The organism is Streptomyces sp. NPDC001315 (assembly GCF_042896175.1).
Taxonomy (GTDB): domain Bacteria; phylum Actinomycetota; class Actinomycetes; order Streptomycetales; family Streptomycetaceae; genus Streptomyces.
Genome location: NZ_JBIAWZ010000002.1, coordinates 24,614 through 48,183 on the forward strand (window position 1 = coordinate 24,614; position 23,570 = coordinate 48,183).

Annotated in this window: 17 protein-coding genes; 4 read left to right on the forward strand and 13 right to left on the reverse strand. The window is 70.6% G+C overall.

The genetic code is table 11. The features are described from left to right. Positions 1-165: 165 nt before the first annotated feature. Complete coding sequence (pruA, locus tag ACFY16_RS07290) at positions 166-1,797, reverse strand: L-glutamate gamma-semialdehyde dehydrogenase (protein WP_390646136.1); 1,632 nt, start codon at positions 1,795-1,797, stop codon at positions 166-168. Between the two features lie 171 nt (positions 1,798-1,968). Beyond that, positions 1,969-2,895, reverse strand: a complete 927-nt coding sequence (locus ACFY16_RS07295; protein WP_390646137.1) for a proline dehydrogenase family protein — start codon at positions 2,893-2,895, stop codon at positions 1,969-1,971. A 164-nt stretch (positions 2,896-3,059) separates the two neighbouring features. Here ACFY16_RS07295 and ACFY16_RS07300 point away from each other — a divergent pair, with 164 nt between their 5' ends. Continuing rightward, entirely contained in the window at positions 3,060-4,256 is a 1,197-nt protein-coding gene (locus tag ACFY16_RS07300; protein WP_390646138.1) for a PucR family transcriptional regulator, read from the forward strand. A gap of 58 nt (positions 4,257-4,314) precedes the next feature. Here the strand turns inward: ACFY16_RS07300 and ACFY16_RS07305 are convergent, their stop codons facing one another. Next, positions 4,315-4,893 carry a TetR/AcrR family transcriptional regulator gene (locus ACFY16_RS07305; RefSeq protein ID WP_390646139.1) on the reverse strand — a complete coding sequence of 193 codons (579 nt, stop codon included), beginning with the start codon at positions 4,891-4,893 and terminating at the stop codon, positions 4,315-4,317. A gap of 97 nt (positions 4,894-4,990) precedes the next feature. Here ACFY16_RS07305 and ACFY16_RS07310 point away from each other — a divergent pair, with 97 nt between their 5' ends. Then, entirely contained in the window at positions 4,991-6,508 is a 1,518-nt protein-coding gene (locus ACFY16_RS07310) for an MFS transporter (RefSeq protein ID WP_390646140.1), read from the forward strand. Between the two features lie 116 nt (positions 6,509-6,624). Here ACFY16_RS07310 and serA read toward each other — a convergent pair whose 3' ends face one another. The 6 genes from serA to ACFY16_RS07340 form a co-directional block, all read right to left on the reverse strand. Beyond that, complete coding sequence (gene serA / locus ACFY16_RS07315) at positions 6,625-8,214, reverse strand: phosphoglycerate dehydrogenase (protein ID WP_390646141.1); 1,590 nt, start codon at positions 8,212-8,214, stop codon at positions 6,625-6,627. A gap of 270 nt (positions 8,215-8,484) precedes the next feature. After that, on the reverse strand, positions 8,485-9,483 hold the full coding sequence (gene ilvC / locus ACFY16_RS07320) for a ketol-acid reductoisomerase (protein ID WP_390646142.1): 999 nt from the start codon (positions 9,481-9,483) through the stop codon (positions 8,485-8,487). Between the two features lie 118 nt (positions 9,484-9,601). Then, positions 9,602-10,126 carry an acetolactate synthase small subunit gene (ilvN, locus tag ACFY16_RS07325; RefSeq protein ID WP_390646143.1) on the reverse strand — a complete coding sequence of 175 codons (525 nt, stop codon included), beginning with the start codon at positions 10,124-10,126 and terminating at the stop codon, positions 9,602-9,604. Between the two features lie 20 nt (positions 10,127-10,146). Further along, entirely contained in the window at positions 10,147-12,000 is a 1,854-nt protein-coding gene (locus tag ACFY16_RS07330) for an acetolactate synthase large subunit (RefSeq protein ID WP_390646144.1), read from the reverse strand. A gap of 243 nt (positions 12,001-12,243) precedes the next feature. Next, positions 12,244-15,252 carry a putative bifunctional diguanylate cyclase/phosphodiesterase gene (locus ACFY16_RS07335; RefSeq protein WP_390646145.1) on the reverse strand — a complete coding sequence of 1,003 codons (3,009 nt, stop codon included), beginning with the start codon at positions 15,250-15,252 and terminating at the stop codon, positions 12,244-12,246. Between the two features lie 374 nt (positions 15,253-15,626). After that, on the reverse strand, positions 15,627-16,577 hold the full coding sequence (locus ACFY16_RS07340; RefSeq protein WP_390646146.1) for a 2-hydroxyacid dehydrogenase: 951 nt from the start codon (positions 16,575-16,577) through the stop codon (positions 15,627-15,629). A 75-nt stretch (positions 16,578-16,652) separates the two neighbouring features. On the opposite strand from ACFY16_RS07340, the gene ACFY16_RS07345 reads away from it, so the two are divergent. Together ACFY16_RS07345 and ACFY16_RS07350 are read left to right on the forward strand one after the other, a co-directional pair. Beyond that, complete coding sequence (locus tag ACFY16_RS07345) at positions 16,653-17,651, forward strand: aldo/keto reductase (RefSeq protein ID WP_390646147.1); 999 nt, start codon at positions 16,653-16,655, stop codon at positions 17,649-17,651. 169 nt (positions 17,652-17,820) lie between these two features. Beyond that, positions 17,821-18,990 carry a PQQ-dependent sugar dehydrogenase gene (locus tag ACFY16_RS07350; protein WP_390646148.1) on the forward strand — a complete coding sequence of 390 codons (1,170 nt, stop codon included), beginning with the start codon at positions 17,821-17,823 and terminating at the stop codon, positions 18,988-18,990. A gap of 9 nt (positions 18,991-18,999) precedes the next feature. Here the strand turns inward: ACFY16_RS07350 and ACFY16_RS07355 are convergent, their stop codons facing one another. The 4 genes from ACFY16_RS07355 to ACFY16_RS07370 all read right to left on the reverse strand — a co-directional run bounded on the left by ACFY16_RS07355 (position 19,000) and on the right by ACFY16_RS07370 (position 23,569). Next, complete coding sequence (locus ACFY16_RS07355; protein WP_390646149.1) at positions 19,000-19,227, reverse strand: DUF6191 domain-containing protein; 228 nt, start codon at positions 19,225-19,227, stop codon at positions 19,000-19,002. A gap of 22 nt (positions 19,228-19,249) precedes the next feature. Then, positions 19,250-22,339, reverse strand: a complete 3,090-nt coding sequence (locus ACFY16_RS07360; protein ID WP_390646150.1) for an AAA family ATPase — start codon at positions 22,337-22,339, stop codon at positions 19,250-19,252. 266 nt (positions 22,340-22,605) lie between these two features. Beyond that, a complete protein-coding gene (locus ACFY16_RS07365; RefSeq protein WP_390646151.1) occupies positions 22,606-22,791 on the reverse strand; it encodes a hypothetical protein in 186 nt (61 codons plus the stop codon). 211 nt (positions 22,792-23,002) lie between these two features. Beyond that, positions 23,003-23,569: a hypothetical protein gene (locus tag ACFY16_RS07370; protein ID WP_390646152.1), complete on the reverse strand. Its 567-nt coding sequence runs from the start codon at positions 23,567-23,569 to the stop codon at positions 23,003-23,005. Between the last annotated feature and the right edge of the window lies 1 nt (position 23,570).

The window sequence follows — 23,570 nt, forward strand, 5'->3', positions numbered from 1 at the left end:
GGGAAGGAGTCTGCCCGCTCGTCGGCCCGAATGTCCGCCAGTGCGTCCGGCCGCATGTCACGCCAGTGTGTCCACCCGTTCGTCCGCCCGTTCGTCCGCCCGCGCGGACACGCGAACGGGCCGGGCCGACGAAGACCCGGCCCGGCCCGTTCCACGTGGGGGGTGTCAGCCCATGTGCGGGTACGTGTAGTCGGTCGGCGGGACCAGCGTCTCCTTGATGGCGCGGGTCAGCGTCCAGCGCATCAGGTTCTGCGGGGCGCCGGCCTTGTCGTTGGTGCCGGAGGCACGGCCGCCGCCGAAGGGCTGCTGGCCGACGACGGCGCCGGTCGACTTGTCGTTGATGTAGAAGTTGCCGGCCGCGTAGCGCAGCTTCTCCATCGTGTACGCGGCGGCCGCGCGGTCGCCCGCGATGACCGAGCCGGTGAGGGCGTAGTCGGAGGCGGACTCCATCTGGGTCAGCATCTCGTCGTACTGGTCGTCCTCGTAGACGTGCACGGCGAGGACCGGGCCGAAGTACTCGGTCGTGAAGACCTCGTTCTCCGGGTCGGTGCACTCGATGACAGTCGGACGGACGAAGTAGCCGACCGAGTTGTCGTACGAGCCGCCCGCGACGATCGTGCAGGCCGGGTCGTCCTGCGCCCGGTCGATCGCCGCCTTGTTCTTGGCGAAGGCACGCTCGTCGATGACCGCGCCGATGAAGTTCGAGAAGTCGGTGACGTCACCCATGGTGAGGTAGTCGACCTCGGCCGCGAACTCCTCCTTGAAGCCGGAGTTCCAGATCGACGCCGGGATGTACGCCCGGGAGGTCGCGCTGCACTTCTGGCCCTGGTACTCGAAGGCACCGCGGGTCAGCGCCGTCTTCAGGACCGCGCGGTCGGCGCTCGGGTGCGCGACGAGGAAGTCCTTGCCGCCGGTCTCGCCGACCAGACGCGGGTAGGAGCGGTACTTCTCGATGTTGTTGCCGACCGTCTTCCACAGGTACTGGAAGGTCTTGGTCGACCCGGTGAAGTGGATGCCGGCGAGGTCGCGGTGCTCGAGGGCGACCTTGGACACCTCGATGCCGTCGCCGGTGACGAGGTTGATGACGCCCTTGGGCAGACCGGCCTCCTCCAGCAGCTGCATCAGCAGCACGGCGGCGTGGGTCTGGGTCGGGGACGGCTTCCACACGACCACGTTGCCCATGAGCGCGGGGGCGGTGGGCAGGTTGCCCGCGATGGCCGTGAAGTTGAACGGCGTGATCGCGTAGACGAAGCCCTCGAGCGGGCGGTGGTCGAGGCGGTTCCAGACACCCGGGGAGTTGGCCGGGGGCTGCTCGGCGAGCAGGTCACGGGCGTACTTGACGTTGAAGCGCCAGAAGTCGACCAGCTCGCAGGGACAGTCGATCTCGGCCTGCTGCGCGGTCTTCGACTGGCCGAGCATGGTGGAGGCGGCGAGGGTCTCGCGCCAGGGGCCGGCCAGCAGTTCGGCGGCGCGCAGGATGATCGCCGCGCGGTCGTCGAAGGACATCGCGCGCCAGGCGGGCGCCGCGGCGAGGGCCGCGTCGATCGCGTCCTGCGCGTCCTGCTGGGTGGCGTTGCGGTACGTGCCGATGACGGCCTTGTGGTTGTGCGGCTGCACGACCTGGAAGGCCTCGCCGCCGCCCATCCGCTTCTCGCCGCCGATGGTCATCGGCAGCTCGGCGGGGTTCTCGGCGAGCTCCTTGAGCTTGACCTCGAGGCGGGCACGTTCGGGCGAGCCGGGGGCGTAGCCGTGCACCGGCTCGTTGACGGGGGTGGGGACCTGGGTCACAGCGTCCATGAGTTCCGTAACTCCTTGTACTTGAGCGGGTGTTCGGGCTCAGCCCTTGCTGACCATGGAGCGGAGGAAGAAGCGCAGGTTCGCCGGCTTCTCCGCCAGGCGGCGCATGCCGTACCTTCCCGGGGGACAACCCCCGGACCCCCGGCCGAAATCTTCAGTGATCGTCATCTCTCAGCCTCGGGTGAGCATGCTGCGGACGAAGAAGCGCAGGTTCGCCGGCTTCTCCGCCAGGCGGCGCATGAAGTAGCCGTACCAGTCGGTGCCGTAGGCGGTGTAGACGCGCATGCGGTGGCCCTCCGCGGCGAGCCGCAGGTGCTCGTCGCTCCTGATCCCGTACAGCATCTGGAACTCGTACTCGTCGAGCTTGCGCCCGGCCTGCCTGGCGAGCTCCTGGGCGATGCTGATGAGCCGCGGGTCGTGGGACCCGATCATCGGGTACCCCTCGCCCTCCATCAAGGTCCTCAGGATCCGGACGTACGCCTTGTCGATCTCGTGCTTCTGCTGGTACGCGACCTCGGCGGGCTCCTTGTAGGCGCCCTTGACGAGGCGTACGCGGCTGCCGGCGTCGGCGAGGCGACGCGCGTCGGCCTCGGTGCGGAAGAGGTAGGCCTGGATGACGCAGCCGGTCCGCGGGAAGTCCTTCCGCAGCTCCTCGTGGATGGCGAACATCGAGTCGAGGGTGGTGTGGTCCTCGGCGTCGAGCGTGACCGTCGTACCGATGGCGGCGGCGGCCTCGACGACCGGGCGGACGTTGGCGAGGGCCAGCTCGTGGCCGCCCGGGAGGGACTGGCCGAACATCGACAGCTTGACCGACATCTCGACCTTCTCGCCGAGTCCGAGCTCCTTGAGCCGGCCGACCAGCTCCAGGTAGGCGTCCCGCGCGGCGGCGGCCTGCTCCGGGCTGGTGATGTCCTCGCCGACGACGTCCATGGTCAGCTCGAGACCCTTGGCGGTCAGGCCCTCGATGATCGGGACGATGTCCCCGACGGCCTCGCCGGGGATGAAGCGGTCGACGACCTGCTTCGTCACCGGGGCCGCCGAGATCAGGCGTCGCATCCGGTCGCTGCGCGACGCGGCGAGAATCACGGGACCCAGCACGGGGCACCTCCACAGAAAAGCACCAGAACGGCCGCTGCCCGACGATTCGGGGACGGCACGGAGAACCACCGTGAAACCTAAGGATCCCTCCGATCCTCGGCCATCGACAGCTGTCACGCATCCGTGCCCGAGATCTCAGACAGATGTATGAAGGCCTCTCGGAAATGCGGGAGAATGCCCGGGTGACGTCCGAATACAAGGGTGATTACCAGGAGCTGGTGGACGAGATCTCGGAGCTGCTGGACGCCCCGGCGACCCTGGAGAACCGCAACTTCGAGCTGATCGCCTTCGGGGCCTACGACAGCGAGGGCGACCTCGATCCCTCGGCGCTGGACCCGGTGCGTACCCGCTCGATCCTGACCCGGCGTTCCACGGCGGCGGTCCGGACCTGGTTCGAGGGCTTCGGCATCACCCGGGCCACCGGCCCGGTCCGTATCCCGCCCACTCCCGAAGCGGGGGTCTACCGGGGACGCATCTGCCTTCCCGTACGCCATCGGGGTGTCGTTCTCGGTTACGTCTGGCTCCTGGACGACGATCCGGGCCCGAGCGAGCGACAGCTGGCGGCGGCGATGGCGGTCACCGGACGGATCGGCGCGCTGCTCGCGGACGAGGCCGCGGCCGGCGCGGACCTCACCCGGGAACTGCGGGCGGTGCTGACGGCCGAGGGGGGCTGGCAGCACGACATGGCGGTGGCCGAGCTGCGCACCGCTCTCGGCAACCGCGCCGACGGTCCCCACACGGTGGTGTGCGTGGCCCCCTGGCCCTCGGCCGACCCCGACGACGCGCCCTCCGTGCGTACGCTGCCGGGCGCGACGACGTTGTGCACGGTTCCGTGGGGCACGGCGGCCCAGTCGCTGGCACTGCTGGTACGGCTGCGGTCGACGGAGACGGTGACGCCGGCGGTGTCGGCGGCGGGACGGTTGCTGGAGCGGGTGGGCGGCAGGCCGGGTTCCGTCGCCGCCGGGGTCGCCGCCCCGCGGCTGGGACTCGCCGAGCTGGGGACGGCCTGGCAGGAGGCGACCGGGACGGCGCTGGCCGCGCTGGCGGAGCCGCGGTTCGGCCCGGTCGCCGAGTGGGCGCGGATCGGCCCGTACCGGCTGCTGACCTCTCTCCCGCGACAGGCGGCTCACGACTTTGCCGTGGCCCCGCTGCTCACCCCGGCCCACCAGGAACTGGCCCGCACCGCCGAGGCCTATCTCGACTGCGCCGGCCAGGCGGGCCGCACGGCAGCCCTGCTGGGCATCCACCGGCAGACCCTCTACTACCGACTGTCGCGTGTGGAACAGCTGACGGGCCTGGACCTGGACGACGGGGAGGACCGGCTGCTGCTCCACATGGCCCTGAAGAGGGCGCGCCTGTAGAACCGCTCCGCCGTACGGCACTTCGCGGACCGGGGGGTCGTGCTGCGGGACGAGCGGGTCACGTCCGCGTGGCGGCCTCGACGATCTGCCGCAGGCCCTCGGTGAGTGTGTCCCCGTCAGGTGCGGTCTTCGGGTCGAAGGTCCACTGCGAGATGAGCCCCGACATCAGGGTCATGTAGAAACGGCCGAGGGTGTCGGCCGTCTCGTCCGACACCTCCCCCTCCGGCACGCCCATGAGCAGCGAGACCAGGCCCCGGCCGCCCTCGAGCTGTGCGCGGCTCAACTGGTCGCGCACCTCGGGCAGCTGGTCGCCCATCGCCATGATCTCCATACTGAGCCGCCACATCGAGCCGGGCTCACGCATGGAGTCGACGATGTTCGAGAACACCTCCCGGAACCGCTCCAGGGAACCGGGCGCACCGTCGATGCCGGCATCCTCCTCACCCTCGAAGGACACCTCCTCCACCAGGGCGATGTAGGCCTGCCCGAGCAGCGCGTCCTTCGACCCGTAGTGGTAGCCGATCGAGGCCAGGTTGGTCCCGGACTCCTTCACGATGTCGCGCGCGGTGGTGCGCGCGAACCCCTTCTCCAGCAGGCAGCGCTTCGCGCCCTCGAGCAGATCCTCGCGATGTCCCATGCCCACCAGCCTACCGGGGATCCATACGACCGTCCTAGACGCATGAATTATACAAGCGTTCTAGACAAGCGTTTAAGACGCCCGTACAGTCATCGGCATGACGAACTCGACGCGCACCACCACAACCCCGGCCGGCCGCGCCGGCCGCCGTGAATGGACCGCACTCGGCGTGCTGATGCTCCCGCTGCTGCTGGTCTCGATGGACGTCTCGGTCCTCTACTTCGCGATTCCCGCGATCAGCGCGGACCTGGAGCCGAGCGGCACGCAGCAGCTGTGGATCTTCGACATCTACGCGTTCGTCCTGGCCGGCCTGCTGATGACGATGGGCTCGCTGGGCGACCGCATCGGCCGCCGCAAGCTCCTCCTGATCGGCGCCGCCGCCTTCGGCACCGCCTCACTGATCGCGGCCTACGCCAACAGCGCCGAGACCCTGATCGCGGCCCGAGCGGTGCTCGGCATCGGCGGTGCGACCCTGATGCCGTCGACGATGGCGCTGATCCGCACGATGTTCACCGACTCCGCGCAACGCGCGAAGGCGATCGGGATGTGGTCCGGCGTGATGACGGCCGGCATCGCGCTCGGCTCGGTGATGAGCGGTGTCCTGGTCCAGTACTTCTGGTGGGGCTCGGTCTTCCTGGTCAACCTGCCCGCGATGGCACTGCTGCTGGCCCTCGGCCCGTTCCTGCTCCCCGAGTCCAAGGACCCGAACCCCGGCCGCTTCGACTGGCTGAGCGTCCCGCTGTCGATGGCCGCCGTGCTCCCCGTCGTCTACGGCCTGAAGGAGATCCCGTCCGAGGGCTGGCACACCGGGTACGTCGTCTCGATCACCGTCGGCCTGCTCTTCGCGGCGCTCTTCGTCCACCGCCAGCGCACCGCGGCCTCCCCGATGATCTCCCCGGCGCTGTTCCGCGGCCGCGGCTTCGCGCCCTCCGTCGTCCTCAACCTCATCGCCTCGTTCGCCATGCTGGGCTCGGCGTTCTTCACCACGCAGTACCTGCAGTCGGTGCTCGACAAGAGCGCGATGGAGGCGGCCCTGTGGGCGCTGCTCCCCTCGGTACCGATCGGCATGGCGGCCCCGCTGGCGACCGCACTGGTCCAGAAGGGCGTCAACCGCGCGTACGTCGTCACCGCCGGATTCGCCATCGGCGCCTGCGGCTACGCACTGCTGAGCCTCGCCGGCACGGACTCACTGTGGCTGGTGCTGGTCGCGTGCGGTGTCCTCGCCTCCGGGATCGTCATGGTCATCTCCCAGATCACCGACCTCGCGATGAGCAGCGCCCCGGTGGAGCGTGCGGGCTCGGCGTCCTCCCTGATGGAGACCGGCGCGGAGTTCGGCGGCGCGCTGGGGATGGCGGTCCTCGGCTCCATCGGCACGGCGGTCTACCGCCACGACATCCCGGCCTCGGCCCCGTCCGCAGCCCACGAAACCCTCGGCGGCGCGCTGGCGATCGCCGGTCAGCTGCCGGGGCGCACGGGTGACGCCCTGGCAACAGCCGCCCGGGAGGCGTTCACCAGCGGGATGCAGGCAGCGGCGATCGCGGGGACAGTACTGCTGGTGGGGGCGGCGGCGCTGGCGGCACGGGCGCTGCGGAGTATCCACGTCGACGACAAGTAAGGGCACATGCGAACGCCGGACGGGCTGACTCACGTCAGCCCGTCCGGCGTTCGAGCATGCGGCCGTTCAGGCCGAAGCGGGGGCCTGGGGGCGGCAGCCCCCAGGCGACGGCAGCCTCAGACGAGGTTGACCGATCGAGCCGACGTCGCGCCGATCTCCGCCGCGACCTCACCGAGCACCCCGGAGGACACCGTGTCGTCCACGGTCAGCACCGCCAGCGCCTCGCCACCGGCCACCGCACGGGAGACCTGCATGCCGGCGATGTTGATCCCGGCCTCGCCGAGGATGCGGCCGACCGTGCCGACGACGCCCGGACGGTCCTCGTAGCGCAGCACCACCATGTGGTCGGCGAGCGCGAGGTCGACGTCGTACTCGCCGACCGCGACGATCTTCTGGAGGTGCTTCGGGCCGGCCAGCGTGCCGGAGACCGAGACCTCCTCGCCGTTGCCGAGCGTGCCGCGCACGGTGACGACGTTGCGGTGGTCGGGCGACTCGGAGCTGGTGGTCAGCCGCACCTCGACACCGCGCTCCTGGGCGAACAGCGGGGCGTTCACGTAGGAGACCGTCTCGTCGACGACGTCCTCGAAGACGCCCTTGAGCGCCGACAGCTCCAGCACCTTCACGTCGTGCTGGGTGATCTCGCCGTACACCTCGACGTCGAGACGGACCGCGACCTCACCGGCGAGCGCGGTGAAGATGCGGCCGAGGCGCTCGGCGAGCGGCAGACCCGGCTTGACGTCCTCGGCGATGACACCGCCCTGGACGTTCACCGCGTCCGGCACGAGCTCTCCGGCGAGGGCGAGACGCACGGACCGGGCGACCGCGATGCCCGCCTTCTCCTGCGCCTCGTCGGTCGACGCGCCGAGGTGCGGGGTGGCCACGACCTGGTCGAACTCGAACAGCGGGGAGTCCGTGCAGGGCTCCTTCGCGTACACGTCGAGACCGGCACCGGCGACCCGGCCCTCCTTGAGGGCGGAGTACAGCGCCTCCTCGTCGACGATGCCACCGCGCGCGGCGTTGACGATGCGCACGCTCGGCTTGACCTTGCGCAGCGCCTCATCGCCGATCAGACCGACCGTCTCTGGGGTCTTGGGCAGGTGGACGGTGATGAAGTCGGCGACCTCGAGCAGCTCGTCCAGCGACAGGACCTTGACGCCCATCTGGGCGGCGCGCGCGGGCTGCACGTAGGGGTCGTAGGCGACGACCTTCATGCCGAAGCCGGACATGCGCTGGGCGACGAGAGCGCCGATCCGCCCCAGACCCACGACACCCAGGGTCTTCTCGGCGAGCTCGACGCCCGTGTACTTGCTGCGCTTCCACTCGCCGTTCTTCAGCGCGGCGTTGGCCTGCGGAATGTGGCGTGCGGTGGCGAGGATGAGACCGCAGGCCAGCTCGGCGGCGGTCACGATGTTCGAGGTGGGGGCGTTGACGACCATCACGCCGGCCTTGGTGGCGGCGGAGACGTCGACGTTGTCCAGGCCGACGCCGGCTCGTGCGACGACCTTCAGCTTCTTCGCGGCGGCGATCGCCTCGGCGTCGACCTTGGTGGCCGAGCGGATCAGGATCGCGTCGACGTCGGCGATGGCCGGGAGCAGTTCGGCTCGGTCCGCTCCGTTGCAGTGCCGGATCTCGAAGTCCGGGCCAAGCGCCTCCACGGTCGCGGGCGACAGCTCTTCAGCGATGAGTACGACAGGTTTCGAGCTCACGTGAGTCCTCACAAGTCCAATGCGTGCGGACGGCCGTCCCGACGGCCGCAGGCGGAGGAGGGTACTGGCCGCGTGGAAGACGCACGACGCTGTGGGCCTGACGCGTATGTAGTGCAGAAGTCTAGTGGCGCGGCGCGAGTCCTCTTGCGCCTCTGCGGAAGGATCACCCGTCCGTGGCTGGACGGGTTGGACAACAGCCTATTCCCTGGTGTTACCCGTGGTTTGCCGAAGGGGCCGGAGCGTCCTGCCCCGGCCCCTCGGCCAGGAGGCTTACGCCTCCTCGTCGACCCAGCTCATCAGCTTGCGCAGCTGCTTGCCGGTGGTCTCCAGCAGGTGCTCGGAGTCCTGCGTCTTGTACTCGTTGTACTTCTTCAGACCGCCGTGGTACTCGTCCATCCAGTTGCTGGCGAACGTGCCGTCCTGGATCTCGGCGAGGACCTTCTTCATCTCGGCCTTGGTGGCGTCGGTGATGATGCGCGGGCCCGTGACGTAGTCGCCCCACTCGGCGGTCTCGGAGATCGACCAGCGCATCTTCTCCAGGCCGCCCTCGTACATGAGGTCCACGATCAGCTTCAGCTCGTGCAGGCACTCGAAGTAGGCGATCTCCGGCTGGTAGCCAGCCTCGACCAGGGTCTCGAAACCGGCCTTGACCAGGGCGGAGGTGCCACCGCACAGGACGGCCTGCTCACCGAACAGGTCGGTCTCGGTCTCCTCGGTGAACGTCGTCTTGATGACGCCGGCGCGCGTGCCACCGATGCCCTTCGCGTACGACAGCGCCAGCGGGAACGCGTTGCCGGTGGCGTCCTGCTCGACTCCGGCGATCGCCGGGACGCCACGGCCCTCCACGTACTGACGGCGGACCAGGTGGCCCGGGCCCTTCGGGGCGACCAGGGCGACGTCGACACCGGCCGGGGGCTTGATGAAGCCGAAGCGGATGTTGAAGCCGTGGGCGAAGAACAGCGCGTCGCCGTCCTCCAGGTTCGGGGCGATGGACTCCTCGTAGACCTGGGCCTGGATCGGGTCCGGGATGAGGATCATGATGACGTCGGCCTCGGCGGCGGCCTCCGCCGGGGACACCACGCGCAGGCCCTCCTCCTCGGCCTTCGCCTTGGACTTGGAGCCCTCGTGCAGACCCACCCGGACGTCGACACCCGAGTCACGCAGCGACAGGGCGTGCGCGTGGCCCTGGCTGCCGTATCCGATGACCGCGACCTTGCGGCCCTGGATGATGGACAGGTCGGCGTCAGCGTCGTAGAACAGCTCGGCCACTTTGGGTTCTCTCCTTGGTGTGCAGGTGTGCTTCCCACCGTATGACGGTGGGGGGAAAGGAAGTTTTGGGATCTCGGTATACGGGCGGCCGACGACCGCCGGCCGCCCCTACCCAGACTTACGCAGATCGGTCCAGCGCGCGCAGCGACCGGTCCGTGATCGAACGGGCACCGCGGCCGATCGCGATCGTGCCGGACTGGACGAGCTCCTTGATGCCGTACGGCTCCAGCATCTTGAGCATGGCCGACAGCTTGTCGCTGCTGCCGGTGGCCTCGATGGTGACGGCCTCCGGGGAGACGTCGACGGTCTTGGCGCGGAACAGCTGGACGATCTCGACGATCTGGGAGCGCGTCTCGTTGTCGGCGCGCACCTTCACCAGAACGAGTTCGCGCTGAACGGCCGAACCCGGCTCCAGCTCGACGATCTTCAACACGTTGACGAGCTTGTTGAGCTGCTTCGTGACCTGCTCGAGCGGCAGGTCCTCGACCTGCACCACGATGGTGATACGGGAGATGTCGGGGTGCTCGGTGACGCCGACGGCGAGCGAGTCGATGTTGAAGCCGCGGCGGGAGAACAGCGCGGCGATCCGGGCGAGGATGCCGGGCGTGTTCTCGACCAGGACGGAGAGCGTGTGCTTGGACATTTCTGTGTGGTCTCTCTCGCTCAGTCGTCTTCGTTGTCGCCGAAGTCCGGGCGGACGTCCCGGGCGGCCATGATCTCGTCGTTGGAGGTACCGGCGGCGACCATCGGCCACACCATCGCGTCCTCGTGGACGATGAAGTCCACGACGACCGGGCGGTCGTTGATCGAGTTCGCCTCCTCGATGACCTTGTCGAGGTCCTCCGGGGACTCACAGCGGATCGCGTAGCAGCCCATCGCCTCCGACAGCTTCACGAAGTCGGGGACGCGGGTGCCGGCACTCGGCTCCTTGCCGGTTGCCCCGGGGCCGGAGTGCAGCACGGTGTTGGAGTAGCGCTGGTTGTAGAAGAGGGTCTGCCACTGCCGGACCATCCCCAGGGCGCCGTTGTTGATGATGGCGACCTTGATCGGGATGTTGTTCAGGGCGCAGGTCGTGAGCTCCTGATTGGTCATCTGGAAGCAGCCGTCGCCGTCGATCGCCCAGACGGCCTGCTCCGGCCGGCCGGCCTTGGCGCCCATCGCGGCCGGGACCGCGTAGCCCATCGTGCCGGCACCGCCGGAGTTCAGCCAGGTCGCGGGCTTCTCGTACTCGATGTAGTGCGCGGCCCACATCTGGTGCTGGCCCACGCCCGCCGCGAAGATCGTGCCCTCCGGAGCGAGCTGACCGATGCGCTGGATGACCTGCTGCGGGGAGAGCGAGCCGTCCTCGGGCTGGTCATAGCCGAGCGGGTAGTTCTCCCGCCAGCGGTTGAGGTCCTTCCACCACGCGGTGTAGTCGCCCTTCTGGCCCTCGCTGTGCTCTTTCTGCACCGCCTGGACCAGGTCCGCGATGACCTCGCGGGCGTCACCGACGATCGGCACGTCGGCGGCGCGGTTCTTGCCGATCTCGGCCGGGTCGACGTCGGCGTGGACGATCTTGGCGTGCGGGGCGAAGCTGTCCAGCTTGCCGGTGACACGGTCGTCGAAGCGGGCTCCGAGGGCGACGATCAGGTCGGCCTTCTGCAGCGCGGTGACGGCGGTGACCGCACCGTGCATGCCCGGCATTCCCACGTGCAGCGGGTGGCTGTCGGGGAACGCGCCGAGCGCCATCAGGGTGGTGGTGACGGGCGCTCCGGTGAGTTCGGCGAGGACCTTCAGCTCGGCGGTGGCGTGTGCCTTCAGCACCCCGCCGCCGACGTAGAGGACAGGCCGCTTGGCGCTGGTGATCAGCTTGGCCGCCTCGCGGATCTGCTTGGCGTGCGGCTTGGTCACCGGACGGTAGCCGGGCAGGTCCATCACCGGCGGCCAGGAGAACGTGGTCTGCGCCTGCAGGGCGTCCTTGGCGATGTCGACCAGGACGGGACCCGGCCGGCCGGTGGAGGCGATGTGGAACGCCTGCGCGATGACCCGCGGGATGTCCTCGGCCTTGGTCACCAGGAAGTTGTGCTTGGTGATCGGCATCGTGATGCCGACGATGTCCGCCTCCTGGAAGGCGTCCGTGCCGATCGCCTTGGAGGCGACCTGGCCGGTGATCGCGACCAGCGGCACCGAGTCCATGTGGGCGTCCGCGATCGGCGTCACCAGGTTGGTCGCACCCGGGCCCGAAGTGGCCATGCACACGCCCACCTTGCCGGTGGCCTGTGCATAACCCGTGGCCGCGTGGCCGGCGCCCTGCTCGTGCCGGACCAGGACGTGACGCACCCGGGTCGAGTCCATCAACGGGTCGTAGGCGGGAAGGATCGCACCGCCGGGAATGCCGAATACCGTGTCGGCCCCGACCTCCTCGAGAGAGCGGATGAGGGACTTCGCACCCGTGACGTGCTCGACGGGCGCGGACTGCTGTCCTCCGGATCGGGGCCGCGGCTGCGGATGGTGGGCCCCGGTGGCCTGCTCGGTCATCGGCATTCTCTTCTCGATGCTGAGGGTTTTTGCGAAGTTCGTGCGGTGTGCGGCGGTTGTCCGCCAGGTGCCTGTGCAACAAAAAACCCCTCGTGCCGAAAGGCAAGCGAGGGGAGCGCGCCGGTGAGGTCGCTGGGGATTCCGGATCCTCCTCCGGTGGGTCCCAGCTCAGCCGACGCGCTGTCCAAGTACGAGAATTCGGGTGCGCATGGCACTGACCCTCCCCCCGGCACGCACCCAGTGTCAAGTGGGTGGGACGGGAGTCTCATTATGTGAGCGGAGGGCCGTTCCGCCTCCGAGGACAGCGGGCACACCACCTGTGTACACCCCCGCACCGCCGCCCGCGAACGCCGGTTCGGCCGGTCCGTGCGGCACCGGAAAGCGGCCGGAGCCGAGCGCCCGGCGCAGCCGGTGCTCATCCAGCGGGCCGGAGAACGCCATGCCCTGGCCATGGGTGCAGCCCATCGCGCGCAGGGCGACCACCTGCTCCGGCAGGTCCACACCGTCGGCCACGGACTGCAGCCCGAGGTCGTTGGCGATACGCAGCAGCCCACTGGTGATCTTGTGCAGCCGCGCGGACTCCACGACCCCTTCGACGAGCGAACGGTCGAGCTTCAGTACGTCGACAGGCAGCCTCCTGAGCGCCGTGATGGCCGCATAGCCGCTGCCGAAGCCGTCCAGGGCGATCCGGACGCCGAGCCGCCGCAGGGCGCCCAGGCGGCGCTCCAGCTCGTCCAGCGACACCCTGGGCTCGGCGTCGGCCAGCTCTATCACCAGAGATCCCGACGGCAGCCCGTGCCGGGTCAGCAGGGCCTCCACGGAGCCGAGCGGCATCGGCCGGTCGAGGAGCCGGCGGGCGCCCACCCGTACGACAACGGGCACGGCCAGGCCGGTCGCGGCGCGCTCGGCGGCCTGTTCGACGGCCTCCTCCAGCACCCAGCGGCCCAGCTCGGCGGTCTTGTCGCTGTCCTCCGCCACCCGCAGGAACTCGGCGGGCGTGAAGAGCACGCCCTGGGAGGAGCGCCAGCGGGCCTGGGCGGTGACCGAGGTGATCCGTCCGTCCTCCAGGCAGACCACGGGCTGGTGCAGCAGCGCGAACTCGCCGTCGTGCAGCGCGGCACGCAGCCGTGTGGCCAGCTCCGCCTTGCGTACGACGTCCTGCTGCATCTGTGGCTTGTACAGCTCGACCCGGCCCTTGCCGCCCGCCTTGGCGCGGTACATGGCGAGGTCGGCGTTGCGCAGCAGCTCGCCCGCGCCCAGGCCCGGTTCGGCGAAGGCGACGCCGATGGACGCGGCGACCCGGACGTCGTTGCCGTCGATCACGTACGGCTGCGAGAGCGTGACCCTGAGGCGGTCGGCGAGCTCCAGGATGTTGCCTTCGCGAGCGGTACGGTCACGGCTGCCGTCGCCGACGATCAGGGCCGCGAACTCGTCGCCGCCCAGCCGGGACGCCGTGTCCCCGTGCCGGACCGCGTCCTGGAGTCTGCGGGCGGCCTGGACGAGCAGCTCGTCCCCGGCCTGGTGCCCGATCGTGTCGTTGACGGCCTTGAAGCCGTCCAGGTCGATGAAGAGAACGGCCGTGCCCCGGAGGGCGGCCCCCCGGTCGGAGGAACGACGGCCGGACAGCGCCTGCTGCACCCGCTTGGTGAACAGCGCGCGATTGGGCAGGTCGGTGAGCGGGTCGTGCTCGGCGTTGTGCTGGAGCTGGGCCTGCAGCCGCACCCGCTCGGTCACGTCCCGGCTGTTGAAGATCAGTCCGCCCTGGTGACGATTGACGGTGGACTCGACGTTCAGCCAGCCGCCGACGCCGGACCTGAAGCGGCACTCGATGCGGGTGGTGGGTTCCTCGAGGGGGCTGGCGGCGAGGAAGCGGCGCACTTCGTGCACCACACAGCCCAGATCCTGCGGGTGGATGAGACCGGCCAGTTCGGTTCCGACGAGATCCTCCGCGGGCCGTCCATAGACCCCGGCGGCGGCCGGGGAGACGTACCGGAGGATGCCGTTGGGCGCGGCGATCATGATGACGTCGCTGGAGCCTTGCACCAGGGAGCGGAAGTGGTTCTCCTTCTGCGCCAGCTCCTGGGTGAGGGTGATGTTGTCGAGCAGCATGATGCCCTGGCGCACCACGAGGGCGAGCACGACCGTGCCGCCGGTGAGGAGCACCACGCGGTCGACACTGTGTCCGTTGAGAACGTTGTAGAGGATGCCCAGGGGACAGACGGCGGCGGCGAGGTAGGGCGTGAGGGCGCCCAGCGAGCCGGTGATGGGCCGGGTGGTCGGATACCGGCTGCGGTCGCCTTCCTGTGGCGGACCCTGTGGCGGCCCGGGGTGGTGGCCGCCGGCGCGCTGCCCGGGCAGATGCTCGCGCACCACGCGCGTGTGCCCTTCGTCGCCCGTCGGCCCCTGCCGCCGGGAGGCGGCCCAGGGGGCGTACGCGAGGAGCAGCGAGCCGGCGAACCAGCCGGCGTCCAGCAGCTGGCCCGAGTGGTAGTCGTTGTGCAGCAGCGGCGAGGTGAACAGGGCGTCGCACATCACGGTCAGGGCGAGCGCGCAGATCGCGGTGTTGACCGCGGCGCGGTTGACCGCCGAACGCCGGAAGTGCAATGCGAGCACCATGCTGACCAGGGCGATGTCGAGCAGCGGGTACGCCAGCGACAGTGCGGTGTGCGCCACGCTCGGCCCGTCGAACTTCGCGGCCTGGGCGAGCGCGAGACTCCAGGACAGCGTGAGCAGCGAGCCGCCGATCAACCAGGCGTCCAGCGCCAGGCAGACCCAGCCCGCCTTCGTCACGGGCCGCTTGGCCAGCACCAGCAGCCCCACGATCGCGGGCGGCGCGAAGCACAGGAAGAACAGGTCGGCGTAGCTGGGGCTGGGCACGGGCCGCTCCAGGACGACCTCGTACCACCCCCACACGCCGTTGCCCAGGGCCGCCATCGCCGAGGAGAGGGTGAACAGCAGCCAGGCGGATCGAAAGCGGACGCGGCGGGTGTGCGCGTAGAGGTAGCACGACACGGCGGCGGTGGCCGCCGCGGCGCTCAGCCCGAAATCGCCCATGATCAGGGCGACTTCGCTCGAGCCCCAGCCGAACGCGGAACCGACGGCGTATCCCGCGCACACCAGGGCCAGTACGAGTTGGGGGACCAGGCTCGATCCGCCGCCGGAGACCGGCCGGCGGAACAGCGGCGCCTGCGACGGAGGCTGTGCCCGCAGCGCTCCGTCGAGGGTGGTCACGGAAGGCGGTGGCGAGCTCACCGGGCCCTCCCGGTCCGCGCCGTTCCCGCGTCCCGCGGGTCCAGGTGCGCTGGGTGCGCGTGCCTTCGGCGGCAGCTGTGCCTGCGGTGATGATGGCCGTGATGACCGCCGTGATGACCGTGTCTGCGCGCGGCCGCGCGCCAGGGCCGCCGCCGGTGGCCCCGACGCGTCGGGTCGTTCGTCCATAGGCCGTGCATCGCCCGTCGCCCCCCTCACAAGTCTGAAATGTCCATCCCCGACGCCGAATGGTGCGCGGCGCAGCCCCTTTCGGGACGATACACCAGTCTCGTCACTCAGGGACATAGTGTCTCTACGCTCCGTGACCGTCGAGCACGCATTGCGTCCGGAAGACTGCGGAGGGTACTCGAATCGGATTACACGTCTGTTGCGCTCGTCGTACGGACCACGTGGCGCAGCGGCTCCCGGTTCACGAAACGCCCCAACTGGTCCACCAGCAGCCGCTTTGCGCGCGGCAGGAACGCGGACGTCGGACCGCCGACATGCGGGCTGATCAGCAGGCCCGGCGCGTGCCACAACGGGTGCCCCTGGGGCAGCGGTTCGGGGTCCACGACGTCCAGGGCTGCGGTGATGCGGCCGCTCTCCAGCTCGGCGAGCAGGGCCTTGGTGTCGACGACGGGCCCGCGAGCGACGTTGACCAGCAGCGCGCCGTCCTTCATGCGTGCCAGGAAGCCGCCGTCGACGAGGCCGCGGGTGCTGTCCGTCAGGGGCGTGGCGAGGATGACGACGTCCGCCTCCGGGAGCAGGGAGGCCAGTTCGGTGAGCGGATGCACTGGACCGCGCGCTGTGGTGCGCTCGGAGCGCGCGACGCGCGCCACCCGCGCTACCTCGAACGGAACGAGCCGGTCCTCGATGGCCTCGCCGATGGCCCCGTAGCCGACGATGAGGACGGTCTTGTCGGCGAGCGCCGGCCGGAACCCACCGAGCCACTGGCCCTTGTCCTGGGCCCGTACGAAGTCGGGGATGCCCCGCAGCGAGGCGAGGATCAGGGCCAACGTGAGCTCGGCGGTGCTCGCGTCGTGCACACCGCGCGCGTTGCACAACCGCACCCCGGGGCGCAGGTACTTGAGGCCGGGCTCCACGTTGTCGGTGCCGGCGGACAGCGTCTGGACCACTTCCACGGAGGTCATCTCCGGCAGAGGGCGTAGGCCGACCTCGCCGGGTTTCATGTACGGCACGACGTAGAAGGCGCAGTCGGCCGGGTCCGCGGGAAACTCCGGGCCACCGTCCCAGTACAGGTAGTTGGGGCCCTGCGGAAGCCCCTCGATCTCGTCCGGCGGGATGGGAAGCCACACGTCAGTACTCATGGTCAGGAGGCTATGTCAGGGCGGCGGAGAGGCAGAGGTTAGGTTGGGGGGCAGGAGAGGGAGGTTCACGAGCAGGTGGAGCGCAGGACGATCGGCGCGGGGGCGCTCGCGATGGGGGCCGTCGGACTCGGGTGCATGCCGATGAGCTGGGCGTACAGCGGGTCGCGGCAGCGGGGCGACGAGTCTCTCAGGGCGGTGCACCGGGCCCTGGACCTGGGCTCGACGCTGCTGGACACCGCCGACATGTACGGCCCGTTCACCAACGAACTCCTGGTGGGGCGGGCGTTGAAGGAGCGGCGCGAGGACGCGTTCGTGTCCACGAAGGTCGGCCTGCTGGTGGGCGAGCAGCACATCGTGGCCAACGGGCGCCCCGGTTATGTGAAGCGGGCGTGCGACGCCTCGCTGCGGCGCCTCCAGACGGACGTGATCGACCTCTACCAGCTGCACCGGGCCGACCCCGAGGTCCCTGTCGAGGAGACCTGGGGCGCGATGGCGGAGCTCGTGCGGGCCGGGAAGGTACGGGCGCTCGGGCTGTGCGCGGTGGGCGCGCGGGGCGGCCGACGGTCCGGGGCTCGGCTGCACGACGCGACGATCCGGCAGCTGCAGCGGGTGCAGCAGGTCTTCCCCGTGAGCGCGGTGGAGGCCGAGCTGTCGGTGTGGTCGCCGGAGGCCCTGGAAGCCCTGCTGCCGTGGTGCGAGGCGCGCGGCGTCGGCTTCCTGGCGGCGATGCCCCTCGGCAACGGCTTCCTGACCGGCACGCTGACACCCGGCGAGGGCTTCGAACCGGACGACATGCGGGCCCGCCACCCCCGCTTCACCGCCGAGATGATGGCGGCGAACCAGCCGATCATCGCCGGCCTGCGCCGGGTGGCCCGACGGCACGGCGAGGACGTCACGGCGGCCCAGGTGGCCCTGGCCTGGGTCCTGGCCCAGGGCCGCCACGTGGTCCCGGTGCCGGGGACCAAGCACGAGCGCTGGGTGGCGGAGAACGCGGCAGCGGCAGGACTGCACCTGACGGCGCAGGACCTGACGGAGGTGGCGGAGCTGCCGGGGGCGGTGGGGTCCTGGGACTGAGCGGTCCTTGGGCCGAGGGGCCTCGGGACTGAGCGGTCCTTGGACTGAGGGGTGTGCGGACGGACGGACCCAGTGCTCACGGACTCGTTCCCGCATCGGTCGCCTTGATCGGGAACCCGTGAGGCGCGAGCGGTGTATGACAAGTAGAACCCGCCGCGTCGAAGGGACCATGATCGTGCAACGTCGAGCTGTGACGGCCGTGTTGGCCGCGGGCGCGCTTCTGTGGACGGCCGGCTGCTCCTCGGGCGGCGGAGGCTCACCGAGCGGCGAAGGAAGCACGTCACCAAGTCGTACGAGCGCCCAGTCCTCCCCTTCGACGCAGGCGACTGAGGCGACCCCACCCGCCAAGGGCTCGGTGAAGGTGGTGCGCACGGTCACCGAGGACCTGAAGACCCCCTGGGGCCTGGCCCCGCTCGCCGACGGCGGTCTGCTCGTCTCCTCCCGGGACGAGGGGACGATCACCCGGGTCGACGAGCAGACCGGCAGGAAGACGGAGTTGGGCGAGGTGCCGGGGGTGTCCCCGGCCGGCGAGGGCGGCCTCCTGGGCATCGCACTCTCCCCGGACTACGCCTCGGACCACATGATCTACGCGTACTTCACCTCCGCCTCGGACAACCGCATCGTCCGGATGCTGTACGACGACAAGAAGCCCGCAGGCGAGCAGTTGGGCGCGCCCGACACCGTCTTCAAGGGCATTCCCAAGGGCGTGATCCACAACGGCGGCCGGATCGCCTTCGGCCCGGACAGGTTGCTCTACGTCGGCACGGGCGAGAGCGGTGACGGCAGCCTGTCCCAGGACAAGAAGTCCCTGGGTGGCAAGATCCTCCGCCTGACCCCGGAGGGCGCACCGGCGCCGGGGAACCCGTTCCCCGACTCCCCGGTGTACTCGTACGGTCACCGGAACGTCCAGGGCCTGGCCTGGGATTCCAAACAGCGCCTGTTCGCCTCGGAGTTCGGCCAGAACACCTGGGACGAGCTGAACGCGATCAAGCCGGGCGACGACTACGGCTGGCCGAATGCCGAGGGCAAGTCGTCCGACCCGAAGTACCGCAACCCGATAGCCCAGTGGCGCACGGACGACGCCTCCCCCAGCGGCATCGCCTATGCCGAGGGCTCGATCTGGATGGCGGGCCTGAAGGGACAGCGCCTGTGGCGCATCCCGCTGAAGGGCACGGAGGCATCGGCGGCCCCGCAGGCATTCCTCACCGGCGAGTACGGCCGCCTGCGCACCGTGGTGTCGGCGGGCGGCGACAAGCTGTGGCTGGTCACGAGCAACACGGACGGCCGAGGGCACCCGAAGCAGGGCGACGACCGGATCCTGGAACTGGAGGTGAGCTGAGCACGGCGCTCACCCCTCCGCATCGGAGTCGGACTCCCCGGACTCGCCCGACTCGCCGGACTCCTCTACGGCCGACGGCCGGGGCGGGCGTACGACAACCTTCCCGGACGCCAGATCTATCGGCCCGCGTCCGGGGTCGCTGTCCCCGGTGTCCTCCCGGGTCAGCTCCAGCCGGTTCTGCTCGTCGCGGGTGTGTTTGCGGCCTGGTGCGAAGAGTTCCTCGAAGGCGTTGAACACAGGTCCTCCTCCTGCCGGTCCCCTACAGCGTACGGTCCATGTCCGCCGTCCCGGAGGCGGGCTGCTCGGGCGGGAACAGTCCCGTCCGATGCGCCACCGCCGCCGCCTCCCCCCTTCCCGAGACGCCGAGCTTGCCCAGGATGTTGGAGACGTGGACGCTGGCCGTCTTCGGGGAGATGAAGAGCTCCTCGGCTATCTGGCGATTGGTGCGGCCGAGGGAGACCAGGCGCAGAACGTCGCGTTCCCGGCTGGTGAGACCGAGGGCTTCGGCGGGGTCGGTCGTCCCCTCCGGGGCGCGGGGCAGGGAGAGGCGGGCACGCCGGGCGAGCAGGGTGACGGCGTCGGCGAGGTTGCGGGCGCCGAGGCGTTCGGCGACGGCGTGGGCCAGGCGGAGCAGCTCGGTGGCGCGGGCGCGCTCGTCCTCGCCGCCGGTACCGAGGAGGGCCTCGGCGAGCCGGTGCCGGATGCGGGCGAGGTCGTAGGGGCGCTCCAGGGGTTCGAAGGCGGTGACCACCTCCGACCAGGTGTCGGCGGTGTCCCGGCCCTCGGCTCGGTGCAGTTCGGCGCGGACCCACTTCTCGTGGGCGAGCCAGACAGGTGCGTCCGTGGTGAGGTTCTTGACCGACTCCAGGATGCGCTCCAGGACCTGCCGGCGACCCTGCTGCGCGGCGGGCAGGGTGCGGGCGTCGGCCTCGGCGATGGCGGCGGCCAGCAGCAGGGGCCAGGCGTAGCGCTGGGTGCCGGGTGAGAAGCCGGCGTCGAGGGTGCGCTCGAGCGTGGCGCGGGCGTCGAGGAGGCGGCCTTCGGCGGCGGTGACTCCGATGGTGACGCAGGCCAGCGGAATCGACTGCTGGGGTGTGGCGTCGCAGGAACCGAAGTGTACGTTCGCCGCGGCCAACCGGCGTCCGGCTTCGGACAGGTCGCCCCGGGACAGGGCGAGTTCGGCCAGACAGAGGGCTCCGGCGCTCTTCGGCCTGGTGTCCTGTCCGCGCCGTATCGCGTTCTGCGCCGTATCGGCGGCGGCGTCCCAGCGGCCGAGCGAGTACAGCGATTCGGAGAGGTTGCCCCACACCCAGCCCTCGGAGTCCACGAGGCCGAACTTCCGGGTGTAGTCGGCCCCCTCCTTGAGCAGCGAGACGGCTTCCTGGGAGCGGCCGACGGCCTCGAGCTTCGCGGGCAGGTTCACGTAGGCGCGGCCACCGACGTACGCGATACCGAGGTCGAGCGCCCGCTCCTTGACCTCGTACATCTGGGCGAGTCCGGCGTCGAGGTCGCCGGCGTCGACCATGAGGCCGCCGAGGGTGAGGCGGGCGTTCAGTTCGATCTCGCCGGCGCCCACCATGCGTGCGTACTCCACGGCGCGTTCGGCGGCCGAGAGGGCCTCGGGTCCGGGCTCGTGCGCCATCAGCCAGGCGGCCACGTTGCCCAGCACCTCGGCGTGCACCTCCGAGGGCGGCAGACCGCGCACGAGTTCCTGGGCGGTGGACAGTTCCGCCCAGCCGTCACCGCGGGCCAGTGCCTGCACCAGACGGGAGCGCTGGCCCCAGAACCAGGCGGTGCGCAGGGGATCGTCCTCGTCGTCCAGCAGGCGCAGCGCCCGCTTGGTGATCTTCAGGGCGCGTTCGCGTTCACCGCAGAAGCGGCCGGCGACAGCCGCCTCCGCCATCAGGTCGAGGAAACGCAGGGAGGACGGGGCTCCTCCCGGTTCGAGCGAAGTCGAGAACTTGGGGGAGGCGGGGTCGCAGTCGTAGGGAGGGTAGGCCGTCGTGTAGTCGAGGGGGCGCAGCCGGGCCCGTATGTCCTCGGGGGCGGCGTCCCACAGTTCCATCGCGCGTTCGAGCAGCCGCAGCTGCTCGCTGTAGGCGTGCCGGCGGCGGGCCGTGACGGAGGCGTCGAGGACGGCGGGCAGGGCCTTGGCCGGGTCGTGGGCGTGGTACCAGTAGCTGGCCAGGCGCATGACGCGCTCGGCGGCGGGGACGAGCGTCGGGTCGGTCTCCAGGGCCTCGGCGTAGCGGCGGTTGAGGCGGGAGCGTTCGCCGGGGAGCAGGTCGTCGCTGACGGCCTCGCGGACCAGGGAGTGCCGGAAGCGGTAGCCGTCGCCGGCCGGTGTGGCGAGCAGGATGTTGGCGTTCACGGCGGCGCGCAGCGCCTCGATGAGGTCGTCCTCGGTGAGCCGGGCGACGGCTGCGAGCAGCCGGTACTCGACGGTGGAGCCGCCCTCGGCGACGATCCGGGCGACGTTCTGGGCGCTCTCCGGCAGGCTCTCGACGCGGACCAGGAGCAGGTCGCGCAGGGAGTCGGTGAGGCCGGTGCGGCAGCCGACGCCGACGGCGACGGCGAGTTCCTCGACGAAGAAGGCGTTGCCGTCGGAACGTTCGAAGATGTCGTCGACCTGGGCGGGGTCCGGTTCGGTGGCGAGGATGCCGGCGATCTGACGGCCGACTTCCGCCCGGGTGAAGCGGGCGAGTTCGAGGCGGCGGACGGTGCGCAGCCGGTCGAGTTCGGCGAGCAGGGGCCTGAGCGGGTGGCGGCGGTGGACGTCGTCGGCGCGGTAGGTGGCGAGAACGACGAGGCGGCCGGTGCGCAGGGTGCGGAAGAGGTAGGCGAGGAGGTGGCGGGTCGAGGCGTCGGCCCAGTGCAGATCCTCCAGGGCGACGACGACGGTGCGGTCGGCGGCGACCCTCTCCAGCAGCCGTGCGGTGAGTTCGAAGAGGCGGCCCATGCCCTCCTCGTCGTGCCGCCCGGAGCCGCTCTCGCCGAGTTCCGGCAGCAGCCGGGCCAGTTCCTCCTCCTGCCCGGTGGCCGCGGCGGCCAGTGCGTCCGGCAGTTCGCGGCGCAGGGCGCGCAGGGCGGTGGAGAACGGAGCGAAGGGCAGCCCGTCGGCGCCGATCTCGACACAGCCGCCCAGCGCGACGACGGCCCCCCGGTGGCAGGCGGCCGTAGCGAACTCCTCGACGAGCCGGGTCTTGCCGACCCCGGCCTCACCGCCGATCAGCAACGCCTGCGGCTCGCCCGCGGCGGCACGGGCGAGCGCGTCGTCCAGCGCGCCCAGCTCCTCGGCACGCCCCACGAACACGGGACTGACGGACCTGTTCTCCACGGGGCCGAGCATCGCACAGTGGTCCGACAGCGCCCCAACGGTCGTGGGAAGAGCGAGAGCGGTCCCGGCCGGTGCCCCGCGATCCAGCGGGCCCTGCCGACGACCGACCCCCGTACCGCCGTCCGCCCGCGCCCCGCCGCCCCCGGCCGGGACAGCCCACTCGGCACACCCGACCGAAGCGGACCGACCGACCCCCGTACGACCGTCCCCTCGCGTCTCGATGTCCCCGGCCGGGGCATCCTGCCGCGGGCCGCCGTCCGCCGGCGCCCCGGCGCCGCTCACGCGGCGCGTGCCGGCCGGTGCCGGCGGGGGCGGTGGGTATGCGACTCGGTCTCCGTGGCCCGTTCGGCGGCTTCGCGGCGGGCGGCGCGGCGGCCTCGGACGACGGCGCGGGCCAGCCGCTCCTGCTCGGCCTGGCGGATCCGCTCGGCGGAACGCATCTGCTGGAGTTCGTACTCGAACATGGTGTCCCCTGTGAGGTGAGAGTCGGGCTGGTGTCATCGCTCGCTGCGATGTCTCAACCTTCGTCTCCCAGGGGAGTCCGCCACATCGGGAGAGTTCCACATCTTCCGCGGGCGGCGGGGCCTTAGACGTGCGTAAGGGGCCTTAGGGCTGCCGTAAGTGCCCTACGGCAGCCCTAAGACCCCTGGGGGACCTGCGGGGATGGCCCGCGGATCAGCTTGCGGGGGGCAGGCCGAGCAGGACGTCCGTGTACTTGAGGACAGCCAGGAGGAGGCCGATGACGCCCAGCGAGACACCGGCCCAGGCGACCGACTTGATCCACGGGGCCTGCGGCCTGCCGGGGGCTCCGAAGGCGGGCCGGGCGAGGACCACGACGCCGACGATCAACGCGGCCAGCGCGAACAGGCCGCCCCACAGCGCGGTGGTGTGCCAGGCGTCGCCGTAGACCTCCTTGATCTGCGTGGCGACGCTCGCCGTCGACGAGGTCTTGAGCTGGCCGACGAGCGTCTCGCGCGCGGCGGCCACGGTGGAGATCCAGCCGCCGGTGAGCGAGACGACACCGAGCCCGGCGGAGACCACGGCGCCAGCGCCCTGACCGACCCCGGAGGGGCCCTCCTCCTGCACGTCGGCGTCCGCCTCGAACAGCTCGTCGCCGTCCTCGGCCTCGGTCTCGGTCACCTCGTCCGGGGCGTCGTTCTTGGTGACGTTCACCTTCTCCTCGTCGGTCGTCGCCTCGGCGCCCGTCTCGGCACCGGTCTCGTCAACAGTCTTCGTTCCCATG

What these genes read in the sequence shown, in the direction of transcription:
- ACFY16_RS07310 (WP_390646140.1), top strand. Translation starts at nt 4,991, where the DNA reads ATGACGAACTCGACGCGCACCACCACAACCCCGGCCGGCCGCGCCGGC.
- ilvN (WP_390646143.1), bottom strand. Translation starts at nt 10,126, where the DNA reads ATGTCCAAGCACACGCTCTCCGTCCTGGTCGAGAACACGCCCGGCATC.
- ACFY16_RS07340 (WP_390646146.1), bottom strand. Translation starts at nt 16,577, where the DNA reads ATGAGTACTGACGTGTGGCTTCCCATCCCGCCGGACGAGATCGAGGGG.
- ACFY16_RS07305 (WP_390646139.1), bottom strand. Translation starts at nt 4,893, where the DNA reads ATGGGACATCGCGAGGATCTGCTCGAGGGCGCGAAGCGCTGCCTGCTG.
- ACFY16_RS07370 (WP_390646152.1), bottom strand. Translation starts at nt 23,569, where the DNA reads ATGGGAACGAAGACTGTTGACGAGACCGGTGCCGAGACGGGCGCCGAG.
- ACFY16_RS07350 (WP_390646148.1), top strand. Translation starts at nt 17,821, where the DNA reads ATGATCGTGCAACGTCGAGCTGTGACGGCCGTGTTGGCCGCGGGCGCG.
- ACFY16_RS07360 (WP_390646150.1), bottom strand. Translation starts at nt 22,339, where the DNA reads ATGCTCGGCCCCGTGGAGAACAGGTCCGTCAGTCCCGTGTTCGTGGGG.
- ACFY16_RS07300 (WP_390646138.1), top strand. Translation starts at nt 3,060, where the DNA reads ATGCGGGAGAATGCCCGGGTGACGTCCGAATACAAGGGTGATTACCAG.
- ACFY16_RS07365 (WP_390646151.1), bottom strand. Translation starts at nt 22,791, where the DNA reads ATGTTCGAGTACGAACTCCAGCAGATGCGTTCCGCCGAGCGGATCCGC.
- ACFY16_RS07330 (WP_390646144.1), bottom strand. Translation starts at nt 12,000, where the DNA reads ATGACCGAGCAGGCCACCGGGGCCCACCATCCGCAGCCGCGGCCCCGA.
- pruA (WP_390646136.1), bottom strand. Translation starts at nt 1,797, where the DNA reads ATGGACGCTGTGACCCAGGTCCCCACCCCCGTCAACGAGCCGGTGCAC.